The following is a 20745-nucleotide window of genomic DNA, read 5'->3' on the forward strand; positions in this document are numbered from 1 at the left end:
TCTGCAACGGCTCGGGTACCGACAGCCTCAAAGCAGCATGGAGACGATGGCTATCAAGCCGATCGCCGTCAGCCCCCACACCAGCGAATGCAAAGCCCAAGGCTGCATCATCGCACCTCGTCCGCCTGTCCTGCCGAACGCAGGAAACGCCGGGGCGCGGTGCGTCGATTGAGATAGATCAATAGCCGAAAATGAGCACGGAAGCGGCAGCCACGGTGAAAGCAGCGGCCGCAACGACGACGACACGTATGATCAGCTCGCTGCCCATGGCCAAAGTTAACCTATGATAACGCAGCGCGTCTGTGCAGTTTGTGCCAAAACCGCAGCTGAAGCGACTGGGACGGTGCTCTCATGGGACTGAGCACATACCTCAGGACCCACATGATGAGGCTCCGCACGATGCGAGCGGGAAGGCGCGATCGCATCGCGCCATCCCGCGGCATTTCCTCGTTGATCCAGATTAACGAGGCTTCAGCCCACCGGCCCCGGTGTCCAATCATTGCCGGACAGCGGCCTGACCGTGACGTCGGGAATGACGCCAAGCTTCATGCGCGGATCGAAATGGCGCATCGTCCGCTCGTTGAGGTCGATGATGCGGCCGGGCCTGAGCGGCCCCACGTCGTTGATCTTGACGATGACCTTCTTGCCGACAGCTTCGACCAGCGCAAATTTCGGTCTCGCGCCGAATTGGACCCCGCCGAATTTCCGACGCAAGCTCGTCTTGATCGCAGCGGTCCACACCTCGGGATCGTAACGCTCGCCGGAGGCCGTTTTCGGTCCGCCCTCCTCCTTGCCGGGCTTGAACGGATTATAGGTCGATGCAGCGCCAACGATCGCTCCCTCGCAGGCGGCCTCGACGACGGCACTTGATTGAACCCCACTTGTTTCACTGCGAGCAACGGTTACTGAAACGACAAGCGCAACCAGGGCGCCGCAAGTTGCGGCGCTCGAGCGGAACACCATTACATCTCCTTTGATTTTCGTGCGGTTCCCGATGTCGCAGGCATGGCCAAGCGAACGCGTCAGCGTTCTTGAACTTGCGCCAGTCTCTTGCGAATTCGCGCCAACCCCTGGCCGCGGAACCGTTGCGGGAACCTAAGCGGCCCCGCGTGTTTTCGTTGTCGCTGTCTAAAACAGGGAATGAGTCAGCAACATGACCTCAGCCGTGATCGATCACATACCCCGGAGTCTTACGCGCTCAGCGGCGAGGCCTTGCGCAGGCGCCCATGAATCCGCAGTGGCCGGGAACTCTAGCTGAACACCACGATGTGGCCGCGGCGACGAGGTCGCGCACGGCCTTGTTGCCGCCGCGATTCGTCGGCGGCCCGGCGTCGAGTTGCCGATTGCTATCCGCGCCGCTTCAGCGCGAGGCCGAGGCTGATCCAGCCTGCGCCCGCCATGATCAAATCGATGCCGAGGAACAGGCCGAGGACGTAGACGCTGTTGACCGGCCAGCGCGCCACGATCAACAGGCCGAGCAGCAGCGTGATGGCGCCTGATAACGCGACCCACACCCACGGACTCTCGCGCTTCATGCTGAAGGCGAGAAACAGCCTGACGGCGCCGGAGGCGATCAGCGATATGCCCAGGAACAGCGTCAGCAAGACTGCCGCGAACAGCGGGTTGTCGAAGGTGAGAATGCCGGCGATGACGTAGAGCACGCCGAGCAGCACCCAGATCAGGAACTTGCCCCAGCTCTTCATCTGGAAGGCGCCGATGATCTCGACCGCACCGGCGACGATCATCATCGCACCGACCACGAGCACGCTCGCCACCGTTGCCATCACGACGCTGCCGAGTGCGACGAAGCCGGCGATGAGATAGACCGCACCCATGGCGACGATCCAGCCCCATTTGCCATGCAGCGCCGCAACGCCGGAACCGAGGCCGAGATGGGAAGAGCTATCCGAAGCAGACGTCATGACGCACCTCCTGCATGTGATGCCCCAGAGCACATTTCAAGATAGCACGGGACCGGGGACCGCAACCAGCAAATCAGCCAGGCGGCCGCCGACGTTGACGCAGATCAAGCGCGCGACCGCTCCATCTCGAGCTCGGCCTTGAGATTATCGAGATCGCGATAAATCGAGGCAACGGCGAGCACCCGGCCATCCTTGCGGTACTGCAACAGGCAATCCCGGTCCTTGATGCTGCCTTCGATCGCGATGTCGTCATAGCTCTCGGCGTGGCCGACATAGTTGATCGGCACGTCGTAGTGTTGGCTCCAGAAGAACGGCACGGCGTCGAAACGCTCGCGTCTGCCGAGCATGTTGCGCGCCGCGGTCTGGCCCTGCCGCTCCGCCACCACCCAGTGCTCGACGCGGATGGTCTGCCGCGAATGCGGATCCGGCCACCGCGCGATATCGCCGGCCGCGAAGATTCCAGCGACGCTGGTCTCGAGATATTCGCTCACGCTGACGCCGCGATCGACGGCAAGCCCCGCATGCTCCGCCAGCGCGAGGCGGGGCTTGACCCCGATGCCTGCTACGACGAGGTCGGCCTCGATCATGCCGCCACTCTTCAGCGTGGCACGGGTGCCATCGAGCTTCTCGACGGTGTCGTTGAGATGGAAGATCACGCCATTGTCTTCGTGCAGTGACCGGACGAAGTCGCCCATCTCGGGGCCGAGCACCTTCTGCATCGGCCGCTCCTCGGGCGCGACCACGTGAACCTCGATCTTGCGCGCGCGCAAGGAGGCCGCGACCTCGAGCCCGATGAAACTGGCGCCGATCACCAGCGCGCGCTTGGCGCTTCCTGATGCCTTGATGATGGCGCGGCTGTCGGCGACGGAGCGCAAGATGTGGACATGCGGCTGGTCGGCGCCTGGTATCTGCAGCCTGACCGGCTCGGCACCGGTTGCGAGCAGCAGCCGATCGAATGGCAGCTTGTCGCCATTGCCGAGCGTGACGCTGCGCGTCTTCGGGTCGATCCCCGAGACGCTGGTATTGAGCCTGAGATCGATGCCGGCGTCCTGAAAATAGTCCTCGCCGCGCAGCGGCAGCCAGTCCTCCGGCGCGTTGCCGGCGAGATAGTCCTTGGAGAGGTTGGGCCGGTCGACCGGCATCGCACCGTCATTGCTGAGCATGGTGATGGCGCCGGCAAAGCCCTCGCGGCGAAGCGTCTCGGCCGCCACGAAGCCGGCCGCACCGCCGCCGACGATGACGAATTTTTCTGACGTCGGCGCGCTGCGATGAGCGATCGAGGGCTTCGGCGCCTCGCGCTTGCGCGCAACGGTGATCCAGTCCTGATCGCGCGTGACGTCCCATACTGCCAGCGCATTCAGCGCCGGCGGCCGCGTGGCTTCGCCTGACCGCAAGGCGAAACAGGCGTGATGCCAGGGGCAGCGGATGGTGTCGCCGACCACCAGCCCCTCGGCGAGCGGACCATGATAGTGGCTGCAAAGCGGCTCGATCGCAAAGATCTCGCTGCCGGCCTGCACCAGCAGGACGTCCTCCTCGCCGACATGGCCGAGCAGCTTGCCCTCCTTGAAATCACCAATCGCCACGCCCTTGGTCAGATCAGGTCCGCTCGGCTTCTTGTCCTCGGCCATGTGTCATCTCCCTGGCAGTTCAGGATTGGACGACGGCGACCGCGAAAAGTTCCCGCGGTCGCGAAAATCAGGACGCCGCTTTCCGCACGTCCAGCACGGCCTGAGCCCATTCGGCGGGCCGCTCCTGCGGCAGATTGTGACCGGCGCCGGCGAAGACGCGCCGCTCGTAGAAACCCTCGAATTTCTCCGCATGATGAGCGGTACCCGGGATGACGCCGTCGCTGTCGCCGTCGATCGCGATCGTGGGGACGCGGACCTGTGGCTGCGCGGCGAGCTTCGCCTCGATCGCGGCGTAGGCGGGATCACCCTCGACCAGCGCGAAGCGGTGGCGATAGGAATGGATCACGACGTCGACGAAATCGGGATTGTCGAACGACACCGCAGTTCTGTCGAAGGTCGCGTCGTTGAATTGCCATTTCGGCGACCACATCGTCCAGAGCTGCCGGGCAAAGCCGCGCCGGTTACGTTCCAGTGCGCGGCGGCCGCGCTCGTTGTGGAAGAAATATTGGTACCACAGCGCGGCCTCATGCGGCGGCGAAGCCGGCTCCATCGCGCGCGCGATGTTCTGGATGTTGTAGGAATTGCCGGAGACGAGCCCGACGACGCGCTCGGGGTGGAGCACCGAGACGATGCAGGCCGCACGGCCGCCCCAATCATAGCCGCCGACGACGGCGCGTTCGATTTTGAGCGCATCCATGAAGGCCAAGAGATCGGCGCCCAGCGCCGCCTGCTCGCCGGAACGCAACGTCCGAGCCGAGCGGAACCGCGTCGGCCCGTAGCCGCGCAGCCACGGCACCAGCACCCGTGCGCCCGCTTGGGCCAGGATCGGCGCGGCCTCGGCATAGGCGTTTACGTCATAGGGAAAGCCGTGACCCATGATGCAGGGCCAGCCATCGGGCGCGCCGTAGTCGAGATAGGCAATCTCCAGAACCTCAGTCGTGACGGATTTGTATTGCATGCTGCGCACCTCGCTACCTCCCGCAGCGTAAATCGAACGCCTCCGGCAATCCATCCGTTTCGGCGCACAGCCTGATGCGGTTCAGAATGCCGAGGCTTGTCGCGCCCGGGCCCGGTCCCTAAAACAAGCCGGTTCATGGAGTGATCCGGATGGCCATGCCCGGCGTTATGGTTGGGACATGTTATCAGAGGCTCCATGACGACCGGTCTTACCGCTGCGAGCAGGCCCCTGTGGCGCAGCAAGCCTGCAGCAGTTCCCCGGCGGGATTGGCCTCGACGAGTTTCAGGCGGAAGGCCCAACGAAAGGCCCAAAGAAAGGCCCAAGGCGACAGTGGAATGGGCTGAATTGATCGGACGTGTCGCGGCCCATGGCGATCGGGACGCGTTCAAGCTTTTGTTCGAGCATTTTGCTCCGCGCGTGAAGGGATTCCTGGTCAGGACCGGGATGAATGCCGACGCCGCGGAGGAGATCGCGCAAATGACGCTCCTGACGGTTTGGCGGAAGGCGGCCCGGTTCGACCCGACGTCCGCGGGCGCGGCTGCGTGGATTTTCACGATCGCGCGCAATCTGCGCATCGATTCCGCCAGGGCTGCGACGCGGCTGGCCAAGGCTGCCGTGAGCGCGCAGCAAGATGAGACGCCCGAGGTCGCTGACTCGCCCGAAACCGTGATGAGCCGGCGCGACGACATATCGCGCGTATCGGCGGCGCTTCAGCAATTGTCAGACGAGCAATCCACCGTGATCCGAATGTCGTTTATCGAGGAGCAGCCGCATAGCGAGATCGCGGAAAGGCTCGGTATCCCGCTCGGAACGGTGAAGTCTCGCATCAGGCTCGCCATGGCGCGGCTCAGAGATCTCTTGGACGATTGACATGACCATCAACCATCATCCACCCGAAGATCTGCTGGGCGATTTCGCCGCCGGCCGGCTCGACGAAGCCGATCGCCTCGTCATCGGCGTCCATGCCGCGCAATGCCCACGCTGCCAGCGTTTCATCGCCGCGATCGAGCAGCTTGCGGGTGCCGCGCTTGAACAGGCCGCTCCGGTCGCCATGGCGGACGATGCGTTCGCGACGATCATGGCTGCGATCGACGAGCCGGAGACGACATCAACGCATGCGCCGGCCTCTTCGCGGCCGGTGCCGCTGCTTGACGATGACCTGCCCGAGATGCTGCGCAAATGCCGGTTCGCCAAAAGCCGGCGCGTGGCACCGGGCGTCAAGATGCAGCCGATCGTTCTGCCTGGCGCGGACACCTCGCGCGCGTTCCTGCTGTGGTCCGCACCTGGCACGCGCATGCTGGAGCATTCGCACACAGGGACCGAGCTGACGCTGGTGCTCAAAGGCAGCTTCAGCCATCAGGGCGGCGATTTCAGGCCAGGCGATTTCGACTTCGGCGACGGCGAGGTCGATCACCAGCCGATCGTCGGCAGCGACATGCCGTGCCTGTGCCTTGTGGCCATGCGCGGCGACTTGCAGATGCACGGCTGGCTTGGCCGGTTGATCTCGCCCTTCGTGCGGCTTTGAGCATCCTCATGTGATCCAGTCGCATCGCGCCGCCGTTCTCCTGGCAAGCAATGCTGGAGGATGAGGGAATGAGCTGCGGCAGACGGACGGCACGGGACCCGACGATCGAACGCCTGAGCGATCTTCTCGCCCGGGTCGGGCGCGGCGACCAGCGCGCCTTCGCCGAGCTTTTCGCCGCGACGCGCAACAAGCTGCGCATGACTGCACGCCCGATTGCGCCTGTGAACGCCGATCTCGATGACCTGCTCCAGGACGCCTATTTGAAGATCTGGAAACATGCGGCCCGCTTCGATCCTGCCCGTTCCTCACCGATCACCTGGATGTGTGCGATCATGCGCCACACCGCGATCGACGCTGTCAGGCTCAAGCAGGTGCCGATGGCGGATTTCGACGAAGCGCTGTCGGTGCCCGAAATCTCCGAGCACGAAGGTGCGTTCGACTACGACCTCGTTCAACCGATCGCGGCTCGCGCCATTCAGCGGCTTCCCGATCAACGCCGTCAACTGCTGTCGCGGGCTTATCTCGACGGCGAAAGCCGGAGGATGCTGGCAGAGCGCTTCGGGGTGCCGGTCGGGACGATCAAGACCTGGCTGCGGCGGACGTTGGATTCCGTTCGGCGCGATTGCATCGAAGGCGCCATCAGTGGTGCCGTCGCGCAGACCGGTTGAGAATTCTATTTCTGCGGTCCGGACAGCGAGATCTCGCGTTCGGCGCGGAACACATTGCTGTAGAGATTGGCGATCCACTGCCGGCCGATCTCGGTCTTGTTGAGATAGCCGATCTCGGTCTGGATGTGGGGTGCGACGCTGTTCCAGTAGAATTGCGGATAGCGGTTCACGATGTCGGCGGGCGAGTCGTAGCCGAGCTGGCGGTTCATGCCGACTTCCTCGAACTCGTAATAGAGCGCGTTGGCCTTGCGCAGATAGTTGGGATCGCCGAGCTGTCCGATGAAATCGGCGGCGCGCAGGATCGAGGCCTCGTGGTCGTATTCCTGGCCCTGGCGGGCCGGAAAGCGCGTCCCCTCGATGGCGCGGGCAACCCGCTCGGAGTCAACGCCACGGATCGGCGGCAACCGCCGCCGCACGAAAAGTTTCGAGCGGTCGACATGATACATCATCAGACTGGCATCGGACGCACCGCGCGGCAATGACACTTTGGTGCCGGCCTCGTCGATGATGAAACCGTCTTCGTCGTCTTCCGGAAACAGCCCGCGGACGTAGCCGATATCGTGCGCAAGGCAGGCGATCAGAACGTGAATGTAATCCTCGGCATCGATATGGGCATGGAGATTGCGGCCCAGCATGATCGCCTGGGCCGCCAGCGTCACCAGCATCGTGTGCTCGATGTTGTGATAGAGCGCATCGCTGTTGCCGATGCATTCCATCGCGGTGCGTGTCGAGGCCTCCACGACCCTGGCATAGGTCTCGTCGTACCTGCGACGCATGAACGAGCCCAGCAACTTCTCCAGGGATTCAGCCGCCAGTCGCGGTAACGTCATCATGGATGCAGTCCCGTCTGTCGGTGGTGTCCCACGGCAACTCCCGAGCCTCGTTCTGGTCCTCGACGCAGCCGCCAGCATAGCCCAATCTGGGGCGACTGACCAAATCCCGGAACAAAAATACGTAAATGTGTTACCTCCCGCCGCGCAACATCACGGATACGGTCACACTGCGATGCACGCCACGGTCAGGTTGTGCGGGCGCTCTGCCGGCATGTCCAATGGCCGACCGTTCATGTTGTGAGGAAGCCCGGGCGCTGGCGGTACCGCGGCGCGGCCAGAGCGCCTGCACCGCATTGCGGACCGGTCATTCCACCAGCAGCACGTCCACGGCGACGCCGAGCTTCTGCTTCGGCGAGCCGACGATGATTCCGTCGACCGGAGACACATCGGAGAAGTCGCGGCCGACCGCCAGCACGATGTGGTCGTTGGCGACCAGGAGATCGTTGGTCGGATCGAAATCGATCCAGCCGAGCTCGGCCCCGCACCACAGCGACACCCAGGCATGCGTTGCGTCTGCGCCCTGCAAGCGCGCCTGGCCCGGTGGTGGAATGGTGCGCAGGTATCCGCTGACATAGGCCGCAGGCAGGCCGAGCCCGCGCAGTCCCGCGATCATGACATGAGCAAAATCCTGGCAGACGCCGTGGCGTTGGTCGAAGACCTCGTTGAGCGGCGTCGAGATCGCAGTAGCCTTGGGGTCGTAGCGAAACTCGGCGCGTATGCGGTGCATCAGATCAACCGCGCCGGCGAGGATGCCGGTGTCGGGCCTGAAGCTCTCCGCAGCGTAGGCGCTGACGGGACGCAGGACCGGCACCAGCGGACTGGCAAAGACATAGCCGACCGGCGAGGACGGCCCGAGGCTCGTGGCCTCGAAGGCAATGTCGCGGATGCTCTCCCAGCTCGGGCTCACGGCATCGCGCGCCGGCGGCTTGCGATCGACGGAAACGCGCGAGCGCGAGTCGATGCGCAAATTGCGATGCGCGGCTTCGATGACGATGCTCTCGGTCAGCGTGCCGAAGAAGTCGCGGCGGACGTTGCGCTCGGACGGACGCGGGCGGATCTCGACCTTGTGCGAGATCAGCTCCTGACCGTGAGCGCTGTTCGGCTCGAGCCGCAGCGTGCAGCGTGCGAAGCTGACCGGGTTCTCATATTCGTAGGTGGTGACGTGCTGGATGTCGTAGATCACGCCAGCCCCGTCAGCTTTTCCGGCCGGCTCGCATTCGGACCATGCGGGAAGTAATGCAGCCCGATCGCCTCGGCGAGGCTGAGCAGGTCCTGCTCCAGCGCGAACAGCGCCTTGACCTCGAGCTTCTCGGCCTCCGCGGTCGCCAGCATCGCCTGCACCGCCACCGCAAGCCGCTGCGGCTGTTCGATCAGGCCGTGCTCCTTCAGGCTCGGCAGCGCCGCGATATGCTCGTTCAAGGTCGCGACCTGGAACGCAACCGAGCGCGGATTGTAGCTGTCGAGCACCGCGAGATCGCGCACCGGCGCCAGGATCGGCGCCAGCAGATAGCGCGAGCGATAGGTGATCTGGGAATCGACAAGCGTCAGCAGGATGTCGAGATCCTCATCGCCGGCCTCGTCATAGGCGAACTGCCGCGCGAAGCGCGCGGTGTTGATGGCGCGCTCGGTGCGGCGGCCGATATCGAGGAAGCGCCAGCCGGCGGCGCGGTTCATGTTCTCCTGCGCAAGGCCGGCGAAGCTGGCAAGTTCCTGCAGGGTCAGCTCGGCCGCGCTCAGCACGCTGTCGTCGTCCTCGACCTCGTAGGAGAGACGCTCGGCCATCTCGGTGATGACCTGCCAGGCATCGGGCGACAGCCGCTCGCGCAGGGAGGTGGCCGTGCGCAGCGCCGAGCGCACCAGCGACAGCGCCGAGCCGAAACGCGCCTCACTCTGCAAGGCTTCGGCGACGATGCGCCCCGGTGCCGCGCGCGAGGTCTGCGAGATCGCGCCCCAGGTCACCAGCAGACGCTGGATCCGTTCGGCCGATTGCAGCGAGGCCGCGGTGCCCTTGTTTGGCCCGCTCGGCGAGCCCAGCGCGCGCACCAGCCGCAGCGTTGCTTCGGCACGTTCGAGATAGCGGCCGAGCCAGAACAGATTGTCCGCGGCGCGGCTCGGCAGCACACCGGCGATGCGGCGGATGCGCACCTTGTCGGTGGCCGGCAGCAGGGATGCGGTCGAGACTTTCTTCTCGGAGACAACCCAGACGTCGGCGGCGCGCGCACCATCGCCCATCGACACCGCACGCGCGTCCGCCTGCTCGGCGATGCGGCAGAAGCCGCCGGGCATGATGGCCCAGCCCTCGGGCGTTGCGGCCGCAAAGACCCGCAGCACGAAAGGCCGCGGCGTCAGCTGGCCGTGTTCCCACACCGGCATGGTGGACAGGCGCACCACCTCCTGGCCGACATAATCCATGCCGCGCGCAGCTATGGAATCGATCAGGCGCTGACGTCCTTTGACATCGAGCTCGCTCGCGAGCACCGGACCGTTGCTATCGAAGCCCGGCACGCCGCGCTGATAGGCGCCTTCGATCGCGACCTCGTCGAGCCGCGACAACACCTCGTCGCGCGCCAATTTCTGGCCGCACCACCAGGTCGCGATATGCGGCATCTTCAGCTCTTCGCCGAGCAGGCGACGGCTCAAGGCCGGCAGGAAGCCGAGCAGCGCCCTTGCCTCCAACACGCCAGAGCCCGGCATGTTGGCGACGACGACGCCGTCCTTGCGCAGCACGTCGATCAGGCCGGGCACGCCGAGATGCGAGGAGGCATCGAGCTCGAGCGGATCGAGCGAGTTGGAATCGACGCGGCGCAGGAGCACGTCGAGCCGCTTCAGCCCCGCAACAGTGCGGATGTGGATGCGGTTGTCGCTGACGGCGAGATCGTCGCCCTCGACCAGGAGGAAGCCGAGATAGCGCGCCAGCGTCGCGTGCTCGAAATAGGTCTCGCTGAAACTGCCGGGCGTGAGCACCCCGATGCGCGGCTCGTCGCGGTCTGCACGCGCGCGCAGAGAATCGCGAAACGCCTCGAAGAACGGCGCGACGCGCGGCACGTTCATCGACTTGTAGAGATCGGAGAAGGCGCGCGACAGCACGAGGCGATTCTCGAGCGCATAGCCGGCGCCCGACGGCGCCTGCGTGCGGTCGCCGAGCACCCACCAGCGGCCGTCGGGCCCGCGGCCGACATCGGCGGCATAGAGCGAGAGATAACGCCCGCCTGGCGGCGGCACGCCGCAGACGGGGCGGAGATATTCGGGGCTGCCGGCGATCGCGCCGGCAGGCAGCGCGCCCTCCGCGATCAGCCGGCCCTCGCCATAGATGTCGCGCAGCACGAGCTCCAAGAGCTCGGCGCGCTGGGTGATGCCGGCGCAGAGCTGCTGCCAATCGGCTTCATCGATCAGCAGCGGCAGATGGCTGAGCATCCAGGGTCGATCGGCGCTGTCGCCTGGCGCGCGATAGGTGACGCCGGCCTCGCGCAAGTGACGGTCGGCCATGCCGAAGCGCCGCTCGACCTCGTCAGGCGCCAGCGCACCAAAAGCCTCGAAGAACCGGCTCCAGACCGTGCGCGGGGCCCCATCGGGGCCCAGGAACTCGTCGGGGATGCCAGGCAGGCGGCTGTAATCGCGGACCCATTGCGCGAGGCGGCGCTGGCCGTCACGCTGGCCTTGCCCCTTACCTGTCCCCCTGTCCCCTTCGGCTGCGCCCTCGCCCATGCGCCTCTCCCTGCCCAACCATCATACTCATTGCAGGAGCGTGGTTCGCAAGTCGAGGGTCAGGGGAAATTCACTTGTGCGTTCCTCGGGCGGCGGCTGGATCGGCCCCGGCGTATGGCCGTGGTCCTGGAAGCGCGCCAGCCGCCGCGCCTCGGCCTCGTAGGTGTTGACGGGCTTGGTCTCGTAGTTGCGGCCGCCGGGATGGGCGACGTGATAGACGCAGCCGCCGAGCGAGCGGCCGTTCCAGCTGTCGATCAGGTCAAAAGTCAGCGGCGCATGGACCGGGATGGTCGGGTGCAGGCCGGAGGCCGGCTGCCAGGCCTTGAAGCGGACGCCGGCCACGGCCTCGGCCGAGCGGCCGGTCGAGGTCATCGGCAGGCGGCGGCCGTTGCAGGTGATGATGTGGCGGCCTTCGACGAAGCCCTCGGCCTTGACCTGGAGCCGCTCGACCGACGAATCGACATAGCGCACCGTGCCGCCGGCCGAGCCTTCTTCACCCAGGACGTGCCAGGGCTCCAGCGCCTGCCGCAGCTCCAACGTCACGCCGCCGTGATGGACGCGGCCGAAGCCGGGGAAGCGGAATTCGAGTTGGGCAAGATACCATTCCGGCTCGAACGCATATCCGGAGCTTTTCAGCTCGGAGAGCACATCCTGGAAATCTTCCCAGATGAAATGCGGCAGCATGAAGCGATCATGCAGTGCGGTGCCCCAGCGCACGAACTTGCCCTGTTGCGGCTCGCGCCAGAACTTTGCGATCAGCGCGCGGATCAGCAGCTGCTGCGCCAGCGACATGCGCGGATCGGGCGGCATTTCGAGCGCGCGGAATTCGACAAGGCCGAGACGTCCCGTCGGACCGTCAGGCGAATAGAGCTTGTCGATGCAGATCTCGGAGCGGTGGGTGTTACCGGTGATGTCGACGAGCAGATGCCGGAACAGCCGGTCCACCAGCCACAGCGGCACCTGGTAGCCCGGCGGCGGCACGTGCGAGAGCGCGATCTCGAGCTCATAGATGCTGTCGTGGCGGGCTTCGTCGATGCGCGGCGCCTGGCTGGTCGGGCCGATGAAGAGACCCGAGAAGAAGTACGACAGCGACGGATGCCGTTGCCAGTACAATACGAGGCTCTTCAAGAGATCGGGCCGGCGCAGGAAGGGCGAATCCTGCGGACTCGAGCCGCCGATCACGACGTGATTGCCGCCGCCGGTGCCGGTGTGGCGGCCGTCGAGCAGAAAACGATTGGCGCCGAGACGGACTTTGCCGGCGTCCTCATAGAGGCCCGAGGTGATCTCGACCGCGTCGCGCCAGCTCTGCGCCGGCTGGATGTTGACCTCGATCACGCCGGGGTCGGGCGTCACCTTGATGACCTCGATGCGCGGATCGAACGGCGGTGCATAGCCCTCGACATGGACCTGGAGCTGCATCTCTTCGGCGGTGGCCTCGATCGCCGCGATCAGCTCGAGATAATCCTCGATGCGCTCGACCGGCGGCATGAAGGCGCAGATCACGCCGTCGCGTACTTCGATCGACAGCGCGGTGCGGACGGGAATGGATGTGTTGAGATGCTCGGGCGCGGCGCGCGGCGGCGCTTTCGGGCGCTCCGGGAGCGTGAACACCGGCAGCTTGCCGCGCGCCTCCATCGGGTCCTGCTCGACGATGTAGGGATATTGATTGGGCGGGACATAGCCGAGCGAGCCGAGCGGCAACCGCAGGCCGAGCGGTGAATCGCCCGGCGAGAGAAACAGGTGGCCGCGCCGGAGTTGCCAGCGCTCGCTGCGCCAGCGCGGCGGCGCGTTCCAGCGCTGCACCGGCAGCACGAAGCCGCGCGGCGCGCGGAGGCCCTGGTTGAACACCCGCGCCATGCGGGCGCGCGCTTCGGGATCGGACAATTTCGAGTCGGACGGGTCAACGTTGATCGGAAGCTCGGCTTCCTTCTGGAGCCAGTAGACCGTGTCCTCATAGGCCGGAATGATGTAGCCGGGATCGAGCCCGAGCCGTGCCGCCGTGCCCTCGATGAAATCCTCGGCATCCTCGGTCTGGGCGCGCCTGGGATTCTCGATTTTAGCGATGAGGTCGGCGTTCTTCCAGATCGGCACGCCGTCCTTGCGCCAGTAGAGACCAAAGGCCCAGCGCGGCAGGCTCTCGCCCGGATACCATTTGCCCTGTCCGTAATGCAGCAGGCCGCCCGGTGCGAAGCGATTGCGCAGACGGCGGATCAGTTCGTCGCCGAGCGTGCGCTTGGTCGGACCGACGGCTTCCGTATTCCATTCCGCCGCTTCGAGATCGTCGACGGACACGAAGGTCGGCTCGCCGCCCATGGTGAGCCGCACGTCCTGCGCGGCGAGATCGCCGTCGACCTGCTCGCCGAGATCATCGAGGCGCGCCCAGGAATCGTCCGAGAATGGCTTTGTGATGCGCGGCGCTTCGCGGATGCGCTTTACGCTCATGTCGAAGGAGAACTCGACCTCGGCAAAGCCGGCGCCGCCCGAGATCGGCGCGGCCGAGCGGTAGTGCGGCGTGGCGGCGACGGGGATGTGCCCCTCTCCGGCCAGCATGCCCGAGGTCGCGTCAAACCCGATCCAGCCCGCGCCCGGCAGATAGACCTCGGCCCAGGCGTGCAGATCGGTGAAATCGTTCTCGACCTCGGGCGGCCCCTCGATCGGATCGATGTCGGGGCGGATCTGGATCAGATAGCCGGAGACGAAGCGGGCGGCGAGGCCGAGATGGCGAAAGGTCTGGATCAGCAGCCAGGCGGAGTCGCGGCATGAGCCGGCGCAGGAGGTGAGCGTCTCCTCCGGCGTCTGCACGCCGGGCTCCATGCGGATGATATAGCTGATCTTCTTTTGCAGCTCGCGATTGAGGTCGACCAGGAAGTTGACCGTGTTCGGCGCCTCGCGCGGGATCGAGGCCAGATATTTTGCGAAGGCCGGATCAGGCTTGATGGTCTCCAGATACGGCGCCAGTTCGGTCTTGAGATCCCTGGGATACTCGAAGGGGAAGCTGTCGGCATAGGGCTCGACGAAGAAGTCGAACGGGTTGACCGTCGTCATCTGCGCGGTGAAGTCGACCTCGAATTTCAGCTCGCTGGTCTTCTCCGGAAAGACGTAGCGTGCCAGCCAGTTGCCCTGCGGGTCCTGCTGCCAGTTCACGAAATGATTGGATGGCGTGACCTTGAGCGAATAGCTCAGGATCGGCGTCCGCGTGTGCGGCGCCGGCCGCAGGCGGATGGTCTGCGGTCCCAGATCGATCGGGCGGTCGTATTTGTAGTGCGTGACGTGGTGTAATGCGACGTAGATCGACACGGGGTACGGTGCTCCAGCAGCTTTTTTGAGCAGAACACCTGACGTCAATGCGATCAAGCACTAACAACGGGCAGAGGGTGCCTATGAAGTATCCCGGTTGCCCCTCAGCCCGGATGGAGCGAAGCGTAATCCGGGGTTCTTCATCCGCGGATGGACCGCCCCGGATTGCGCTTCGCTCCATCCGGGCTACGGGAGCAAGCTAGCGGCCGCGCTACGCTGCCGAGGTCAGCCTTTGCAAAAACTGCGTCACCTCGCGCCGGAGAGTCTCGACCTCGCCATGGACGCGCTCGGAGGCGCTGTTGACGCGGGCCGCGACGCGGCCGGTGTCGGCGGCGGCCTCGCTGATGCCCGTCACATTGGAGGACATCTGCGCGGTACCGGCCGAGGCTTCCTGGACGTTGCGGGCGATCTCGCGGGTGGCGAGACCCTGCTGCTCGATCGAGGTCGCGATCGAGGCGGTGATGCCGTTGATCTCGGCGATGGTCTGTGCGATCGCCTCGACGGCCGCGACCGAGTTGGTGGTCGATTGCTGTATCTCGCCGACCTTGGCGCTGATCTCCTCGGTCGCCCTGGCGGTCTGGCTGGCGAGACTCTTGACCTCGGAAGCCACGACCGCAAAGCCGCGGCCGGCCTCACCGGCACGCGCCGCCTCGATGGTGGCATTGAGCGCGAGCAGATTGGTCTGCGAGGCAATCTCGCTGATCAGCTTGACGACGTCGCCGATCCGCAGCGCGGCATCCGCCAGGTTTCGGATCTCGCTGCCGGCGCGGTTCGCTTCAGTCACGGCGCGGCCCGTGCTCGCGGTCGAGCCGGTGACCTGGCGGCCGATCTCGGCGATCGAGGATGCGAGCTGCTCGGCGGCACCGGCGACGGTCGCGACGTTGCGCGAGGCCTGGTCGGAGGCGCTGAGCACGCCGGAGGTCTGGCGGCTGGTCTTCTCGGCTGCGGTCGCCATCTGGCCGGCGTCGGATTCGAGATCCGTTGCCGCGCCCATCAGCGTGCCGGCGACGGCGTCGAGATGAGTACCGAACTGTCGTGCGAGATCGCCGATCTCGACCACGCGGCGGCCGAGGCTGTCGGTGCCGGAATTGATGACGGCGGCCGAACGGCGGAACGAGCCGGGCAGACCGCGCGCGAGGATCTTGCGGAAATACTTGCCTCGACTGGCATAGTCCATCGACGCCGAAGCTTCGCGGACGAAGGCGTCGGTGATGTCGAGCATGTCGTTGACCGATTTCTGGATCGATCCGATCCGGCCGGCCTGACGATCGCTCAGGATACGCGCTTCGAGATCGCCGTGCGAGGCCTTGCGGCAGACATCGGCCACCTCGTCGACGGCCACCGCCGTGCGATGCTGGCACCAGACGGCGTAGCCGAGCAGCGCGACGGTTGCGCCGAGCAATGCCGCAGCGAAAAGTCCGGTCACGCCAAGAAGCGAGAGGACGAGCGCGACCACGGCAAAAACCCACGCGAGCGCGGCCGCTCCCTGCGCCTTAGAGAGAGAGCACAAATTCATCGTAACCGACACCCTGTTGCTTTAGGAGTCCGACCATCGCATCGAAGCTCGCATGCATGCCATCCTTGGCATTGGCGTGCCGCGCCTCTTCGGCGCACAGCGTCTTGTAGATCGGCTTGATTCGCTCGATCTGGACGGGATCGGGCTTGCGACGGTTGGAGTGATAGCCGACAATATTGCCGCGCTCGTCGAAGGTCGGCGTGACGTGCGCGAATACCCAGTAATGGCTGCCGTCCTTCGCCAGATTGACGACATAGGCGAAGATCTCCTGCCTGGATTGCAGCGTGTCCCACAGCAGCTTGAAGACGGCGCGCGGCATCTCGGGATGGCGGATCAGGCTGTGGGGCGCGCCCATCAGCTCCGCGTAGCTGTACTTCGCCATGCGGACGAAGACGTCGTTGGCGTAAGTAATGCGGCCCTTCAGATCGGTCTTCGACACGATCAGCTCTTCCTCGCCGAGGAAACTCTCCACGCCGGTCGGTCGTATCGCACGCGTCATCTCGCCCAATCCCTCGCGAAGGGGCAGCGCCTTGAGGAGTCGAGCCCGCTTCGATTCAGGATTACGGCAGCAAATATTAACCAGCGGTGAGCACGGGAACCCGTGCGATCAAATGACGCCTACGTATGATTACGTAGCCGGCGGCCTGCTGTGTCCAGCTACCGCCGCGCGCGATCACATCGTTGCGCCAAGCACCCAGGGCGCGAACTCGGCGCCGCCGAAATCGAAGCTTTCGCTCTTGGTCGGCTGGCCGGAGGCGGTCTTCAGGATGAGATCGAAGATGCGCTCGCCGCATTGCTGGACGCTCTCCTCGCCTTCGAGGATGGTGCCACAATTGACGTCCATGTCCTCTTCCATGCGCTTGTACATCGGCGTGTTGGTGGCGAGCTTGATCGAGGGCGCCGGCTTGCAGCCGAACACGCTGCCGCGCCCGGTGGTGAAGCAGACGAGGTTGGCGCCGCCGGCGACCTGCCCCGTTGCTGCGACAGGGTCGTAGCCGGGCGTGTCCATGAAGACAAAGCCCTTCTTTGTGACGGGCTCGGCGTAGCGCAGCACCTCGACGAGGTTGGTGGTGCCGGCCTTGGCCATCGCGCCGAGCGACTTTTCCAGAATCGTGGTGAGGCCGCCGGCCTTGTTGCCGGGGCTCGGGTTGGCGTTCATCTCGGCGCCTTCCCGCGCGGTGTATTCGTCCCACCAGCGCATGAGATCGACCAGCTTCTCGCCAACCTCGCGGCTGACGGCGCGCCGCGTCAAGAGATGCTCGGCGCCATAGGTCTCGGGCGTCTCCGACAGGATCACGGTGCCGCCGTGGCGCACGATGAGGTCGCTGGCCGCACCCAGCGCCGGGTTGGCCGAGACACCGGAATAGCCGTCCGAGCCGCCGCATTGCAGCGCCACGGTGAGCTCGCTCGCGGGCACGCTCTCGCGCTTGACCTTGTTGGCGTCGGTCAGCGCCTCGCGCACGAAGGCAATGCCGGCTTCAACGGTCTTGCGGGTGCCGCCGACCTCCTGGATGTCCATCGCGCGCAGGCGGCCGGCGAGCTTCTGCTCTTCCATCAGGCCGCCGATCTGGTTCACCTCGCAGCCGAGGCCGAGCACGATGACGTGGGAGAAATTGACGTGACGCGCATAGCCGCCGAGCGTGCGGCGGAGCAGCGCGAGCGGCTCGTTCTGCGTCATCCCGCAGCCAGTCTTGTGCGTCAGGGCGACGACGCCGTCGACGTTCGGAAACTCGGCCAGCGGATTGTCGCCCGTGAAGGGATTCTTCTTGAAGACGTCGGCGACGAGGCCAGCGACATGTGCGCTGCAATTCACCGAGGTGAGGATGCCGATATAATTGCGCGTGGCGACGCGGCCGTCCGGGCGGCGGATGCCTTCGAAGGTCGCGGGCAGGTCGAAATTGGGCGTCGGCTTGACGTCGGCGCAATAGGCGTAGTCCTTGGCGAAATCCCCCATGCCGATGTTCTGCACGTGCACGTGCTGGCCCGGCGCGATCGCCTTCGTCGCAAAGCCGATGATCTGGCCATAGCGGATCACGGGCTCGCCCACCGCGAACGGCTTGATCGCGACCTTGTGGCCGGAGGGAATGCGCTCGACCGTGGTGACGCCGTCGGCCACCAATGTTCCCGGCGGCAGGCTGGCGCGCGCGATCAGCACGCCATCATCGGGATGCAGGCGGATGACGGGGCTGATGGTCATGGGAGTCTCCTTCGGAGGCGAGTAGCGAATGTTGAGTGGCGAATGGAAAAGGGAGCAGCCGTTCGCTACTCCCCATTCGCCATTCGCGAGACTTGTCAGGCCTTGCCGCCGGAATCCTTGCGTGTGGCGTTGACCTGCATCCTGGCGTAGGTCGTCATCATGCCGACCTCGTTCGAGAGCGTCACGAGCTTGAAGCCCATGTTGATGGCGCGTGCTGCGCCTTCGGCGCCGCTGCAATGGATCCCGGGGTTGAGGCCGCGCTTGCCGCATTCCTTGATGATCTTGTCGTAGATCGCCAGGATCTCGGGCTCGGTGCGGTCGAGCTTCGGCTCCAGGCCGTAGGAGAAGCCGAGGTCGGACGGGCCGACATAGACGCCGTCGATGCCCTCGACGTCGAGGATCGCTTCCATGTTCTCGACCGCAGTCCTGGTCTCCATCATCGGCAGCAGGATGGTGTCGGCATTGGCGGTCTTCTGGTACGAGCCCGCGGTGCCGTACATGCCGGCGCGGATCGGGCCGTTGGAACGGACGCCTTTCGGCGGATATTTCGAATAGGAAACGAGGTTCCTGGCCTCCTGCGGCGTGTTGACCATCGGGCAGATCACGCCATAGGCGCCGCCATCGAGCACCTTGCCGATGATGCCCGGCTCGTTCCAGGGCACGCGGACCATCGGGGTCACCGGGTGCTTGTCCATGGCCTGGAAGCACTGCACCATCGACAGATAGTCCTGCACGCCGTGCTGCATGTCGACGGTGACGCTGTCGAAGCCGCATTGCGCGATCATCTCAGCGGAGAAGCCGGAGGGAATGGCCAGCCACGCATTGACCACGGCCTTGCCCGACTTCCAGATTTCCTTGACCTTGTTCGCCACGTTGCCTTCCTTCTTGTTGCTTCGACCGCTGTTTGGATCTTCGTCACCATGACGAGCGTCGCGACAGCGCGATCCTGCCTTCCGGTGCCGATTTTGGACGGATCAGCTTGGGCGGCACTTTGAGCGAAAAACGGCGGCAATGTCCATGGCTGTTGCCGCGCTGGCGCGCATATCTGGTTTCACTCCTCGGCACTTGCCTCATCGCTCGCGCCAAGCTCCGCAAGGCTCCGCTCGAGCTCTGCAAGCATCTCCTGCAATTCAGCGAGCTTGCGTGCGCCGAAGCGCCGCGTGATCTCCGCATAGATCGCTTCCGAGGATGGCGCAACGGAGGCCATCAGCTTCACGCCCTCTTTCGAGATCGAGACCATGCTGCGGCGCTGGTCGGCCTTCGCCGTCCTGCGCTCGATCAAATTGCGCGCCTCGAGATCGCGCAGGATGCGCGAGAGGCTTGGCCCCAGGAGAAAAGCGGTGCGCGCGAGTTCCGTGACCTCGGCGGCCTCGATGGCGGCGAGCGCGCGCAGGATACGCCATTGCTGCTCGGTCAGGCCATGCTCGCGCAGCGAGGGACGGAACTGCCGCATCACCGCCTCGCGCGCCCGCAGCAGCGACATCGGCAGCGAGCGCGAGAAGTCGCGCATCGGCACTTGCCGGGCGGCAGGCGCGCTTGCGCTGATCGGATCAGCCGGTCTCTTCGCCATGATACCCTTTCAGACCACCAAACGTTTGCAGTGCAGCAAGCCCGATTTGTGTTTGACGCATTCACTTAACATGTTAAGCATCTCCGGGCACCAGGTTTTGTAAGATCACGGATGGCGCTTTCCAACGACGATATCCAAGCTTGCGCGGGCCGTCTGCACCAGGCGGAGAAGACCCGCGTGCAGATCCGGCAGCTGTCGCAGGATTTCCCCGAGATCACCATCGCCGATGCCTACGCGATTCAGAAGGCATGGGTCGACATCAAGATCGCCGAGGGACGGATCGTCAAAGGCCACAAGATCGGCCTGACCTCGAAGGCGATGCAAAGCGCGCTTGACATCAACGAGCCTGATTCCGGAGTGCTGCTCGACGACATGTTCTTCACAGATGGCGGGATCGTTCCGACCGACCGCTTCATCGCGACGCGGATCGAGGCCGAGCTCGCCTTCGTCATGAGCAAACGCTTGGCGGGGCCGGACTGCACGATGTTCGACGTGCTCAACGCCACCGACTTCGTGGTGCCGGCGCTGGAGATCCTGGACACGCGGATCGAGCGCGTCGATGCCAAGACCAAGGCGACGCGCAAGATCTACGACACCATCGCCGACAATGCGGCCAATGCCGGCATCGTGCTCGGCGGGCGGCCAATCCGTCCGCTCGAGGCTGACCTGCGCTGGATCGGTGCGCTCTGCTTCAGGAACGGCCAGCTGGAAGAGACCGGCCTTGCCGCCGGCGTGCTCAATCATCCCGCAACCGCGGTTGCCTGGCTTGCCAACAAGATCGCGACGCTCGGCCTTGCGCTCGAGCCCGGCCAGGTCGTGCTCGCCGGCTCCTTCATCCGCCCGATCGAGACCCGCAAGGGCGACACAATTCAAGCCGATTACGGTGCCTACGGCTCGGTCAGCTGCTACTTCGCTTAAGACGACCT

17 protein-coding genes are annotated in these 20745 nt (G+C 65.1%); 4 read left to right on the plus strand and 13 right to left on the minus strand.

Annotated elements, in window-relative coordinates; all coding sequences use genetic code 11:
• Positions 1-471 precede the first annotated feature (471 nt).
• From XH98_RS26050 to XH98_RS26065, 4 genes are all read right to left on the minus strand, one after another.
• Positions 472-963: a septal ring lytic transglycosylase RlpA family protein gene (locus tag XH98_RS26050; protein WP_271601946.1), complete on the minus strand. Its 492-nt coding sequence runs from the start codon at positions 961-963 to the stop codon at positions 472-474.
• A 383-nt stretch (positions 964-1346) separates the two neighbouring features.
• On the minus strand, positions 1347-1922 hold the full coding sequence (locus XH98_RS26055; protein ID WP_271620332.1) for an HdeD family acid-resistance protein: 576 nt from the start codon (positions 1920-1922) through the stop codon (positions 1347-1349).
• Positions 1923-2026: 104 nt separating this feature from the next.
• Positions 2027-3550, minus strand: a complete 1524-nt coding sequence (locus tag XH98_RS26060) for an FAD-dependent oxidoreductase (protein WP_271620333.1) — start codon at positions 3548-3550, stop codon at positions 2027-2029.
• Positions 3551-3617: 67 nt separating this feature from the next.
• Positions 3618-4508 (minus strand): alpha/beta fold hydrolase, encoded by an 891-nt coding sequence (locus XH98_RS26065; RefSeq protein WP_271620334.1) that lies wholly within the window; start codon positions 4506-4508, stop codon positions 3618-3620.
• A gap of 330 nt (positions 4509-4838) precedes the next feature.
• Here XH98_RS26065 and XH98_RS26070 point away from each other — a divergent pair, with 330 nt between their 5' ends.
• The 3 genes from XH98_RS26070 (at position 4839) to XH98_RS26080 (ending at position 6701) form a co-directional block, all read left to right on the plus strand.
• On the plus strand, positions 4839-5378 hold the full coding sequence (locus tag XH98_RS26070) for a sigma-70 family RNA polymerase sigma factor (RefSeq protein ID WP_333932706.1): 540 nt from the start codon (positions 4839-4841) through the stop codon (positions 5376-5378).
• Between the two features lies 1 nt (position 5379).
• Positions 5380-6033, plus strand: a complete 654-nt coding sequence (locus XH98_RS26075; RefSeq protein WP_271601941.1) for a ChrR family anti-sigma-E factor — start codon at positions 5380-5382, stop codon at positions 6031-6033.
• A gap of 68 nt (positions 6034-6101) precedes the next feature.
• The gene (locus XH98_RS26080; RefSeq protein ID WP_271620335.1) at positions 6102-6701 is read left to right on the plus strand and encodes a sigma-70 family RNA polymerase sigma factor; all 600 of its coding nucleotides are present in this window, start codon (positions 6102-6104) and stop codon (positions 6699-6701) included.
• 5 nt (positions 6702-6706) lie between these two features.
• On the opposite strand, the gene XH98_RS26085 is transcribed toward XH98_RS26080, so the two are convergent.
• The 9 genes from XH98_RS26085 to hpaR all read right to left on the minus strand — a co-directional run bounded on the left by XH98_RS26085 (position 6707) and on the right by hpaR (position 19819).
• Complete coding sequence (locus XH98_RS26085; protein WP_220003739.1) at positions 6707-7534, minus strand: HD domain-containing protein; 828 nt, start codon at positions 7532-7534, stop codon at positions 6707-6709.
• Between the two features lie 304 nt (positions 7535-7838).
• Positions 7839-8717 (minus strand): transglutaminase family protein, encoded by an 879-nt coding sequence (locus tag XH98_RS26090; protein WP_271620336.1) that lies wholly within the window; start codon positions 8715-8717, stop codon positions 7839-7841.
• Positions 8714-11239 (minus strand): circularly permuted type 2 ATP-grasp protein, encoded by a 2526-nt coding sequence (locus XH98_RS26095; protein ID WP_271601938.1) that lies wholly within the window; start codon positions 11237-11239, stop codon positions 8714-8716. Before XH98_RS26095 ends, XH98_RS26090 begins: the two co-directional genes overlap by 4 nt.
• A 27-nt stretch (positions 11240-11266) precedes the next feature.
• Positions 11267-14536 (minus strand): transglutaminase family protein, encoded by a 3270-nt coding sequence (locus tag XH98_RS26100; protein ID WP_271620337.1) that lies wholly within the window; start codon positions 14534-14536, stop codon positions 11267-11269.
• 211 nt (positions 14537-14747) lie between these two features.
• On the minus strand, positions 14748-16052 hold the full coding sequence (locus XH98_RS26105; protein WP_271620338.1) for a methyl-accepting chemotaxis protein: 1305 nt from the start codon (positions 16050-16052) through the stop codon (positions 14748-14750).
• On the minus strand, positions 16030-16551 hold the full coding sequence (locus tag XH98_RS26110) for a PAS domain-containing protein (RefSeq protein WP_271601935.1): 522 nt from the start codon (positions 16549-16551) through the stop codon (positions 16030-16032). The genes XH98_RS26105 and XH98_RS26110 overlap by 23 nt, the downstream gene beginning before the upstream one ends.
• A gap of 174 nt (positions 16552-16725) precedes the next feature.
• A complete protein-coding gene (locus XH98_RS26115; protein WP_271601934.1) occupies positions 16726-18249 on the minus strand; it encodes a UxaA family hydrolase in 1524 nt (507 codons plus the stop codon).
• Positions 18250-18344: 95 nt separating this feature from the next.
• The gene (locus XH98_RS26120; RefSeq protein ID WP_271601933.1) at positions 18345-19121 is read right to left on the minus strand and encodes an HpcH/HpaI aldolase family protein; all 777 of its coding nucleotides are present in this window, start codon (positions 19119-19121) and stop codon (positions 18345-18347) included.
• A 179-nt stretch (positions 19122-19300) separates the two neighbouring features.
• Positions 19301-19819 (minus strand): homoprotocatechuate degradation operon regulator HpaR, encoded by a 519-nt coding sequence (gene hpaR / locus XH98_RS26125; RefSeq protein WP_057752966.1) that lies wholly within the window; start codon positions 19817-19819, stop codon positions 19301-19303.
• A gap of 111 nt (positions 19820-19930) precedes the next feature.
• On the opposite strand from hpaR, the gene hpaH reads away from it, so the two are divergent.
• Positions 19931-20737 carry a 2-oxo-hept-4-ene-1,7-dioate hydratase gene (gene hpaH / locus XH98_RS26130; RefSeq protein WP_271620339.1) on the plus strand — a complete coding sequence of 269 codons (807 nt, stop codon included), beginning with the start codon at positions 19931-19933 and terminating at the stop codon, positions 20735-20737.
• Positions 20738-20745: the final 8 nt, after the last annotated feature.

This window comes from Bradyrhizobium sp. CCBAU 51745 (genome assembly GCF_028128715.1).
GTDB lineage: Bacteria > Pseudomonadota > Alphaproteobacteria > Rhizobiales > Xanthobacteraceae > Bradyrhizobium > Bradyrhizobium manausense.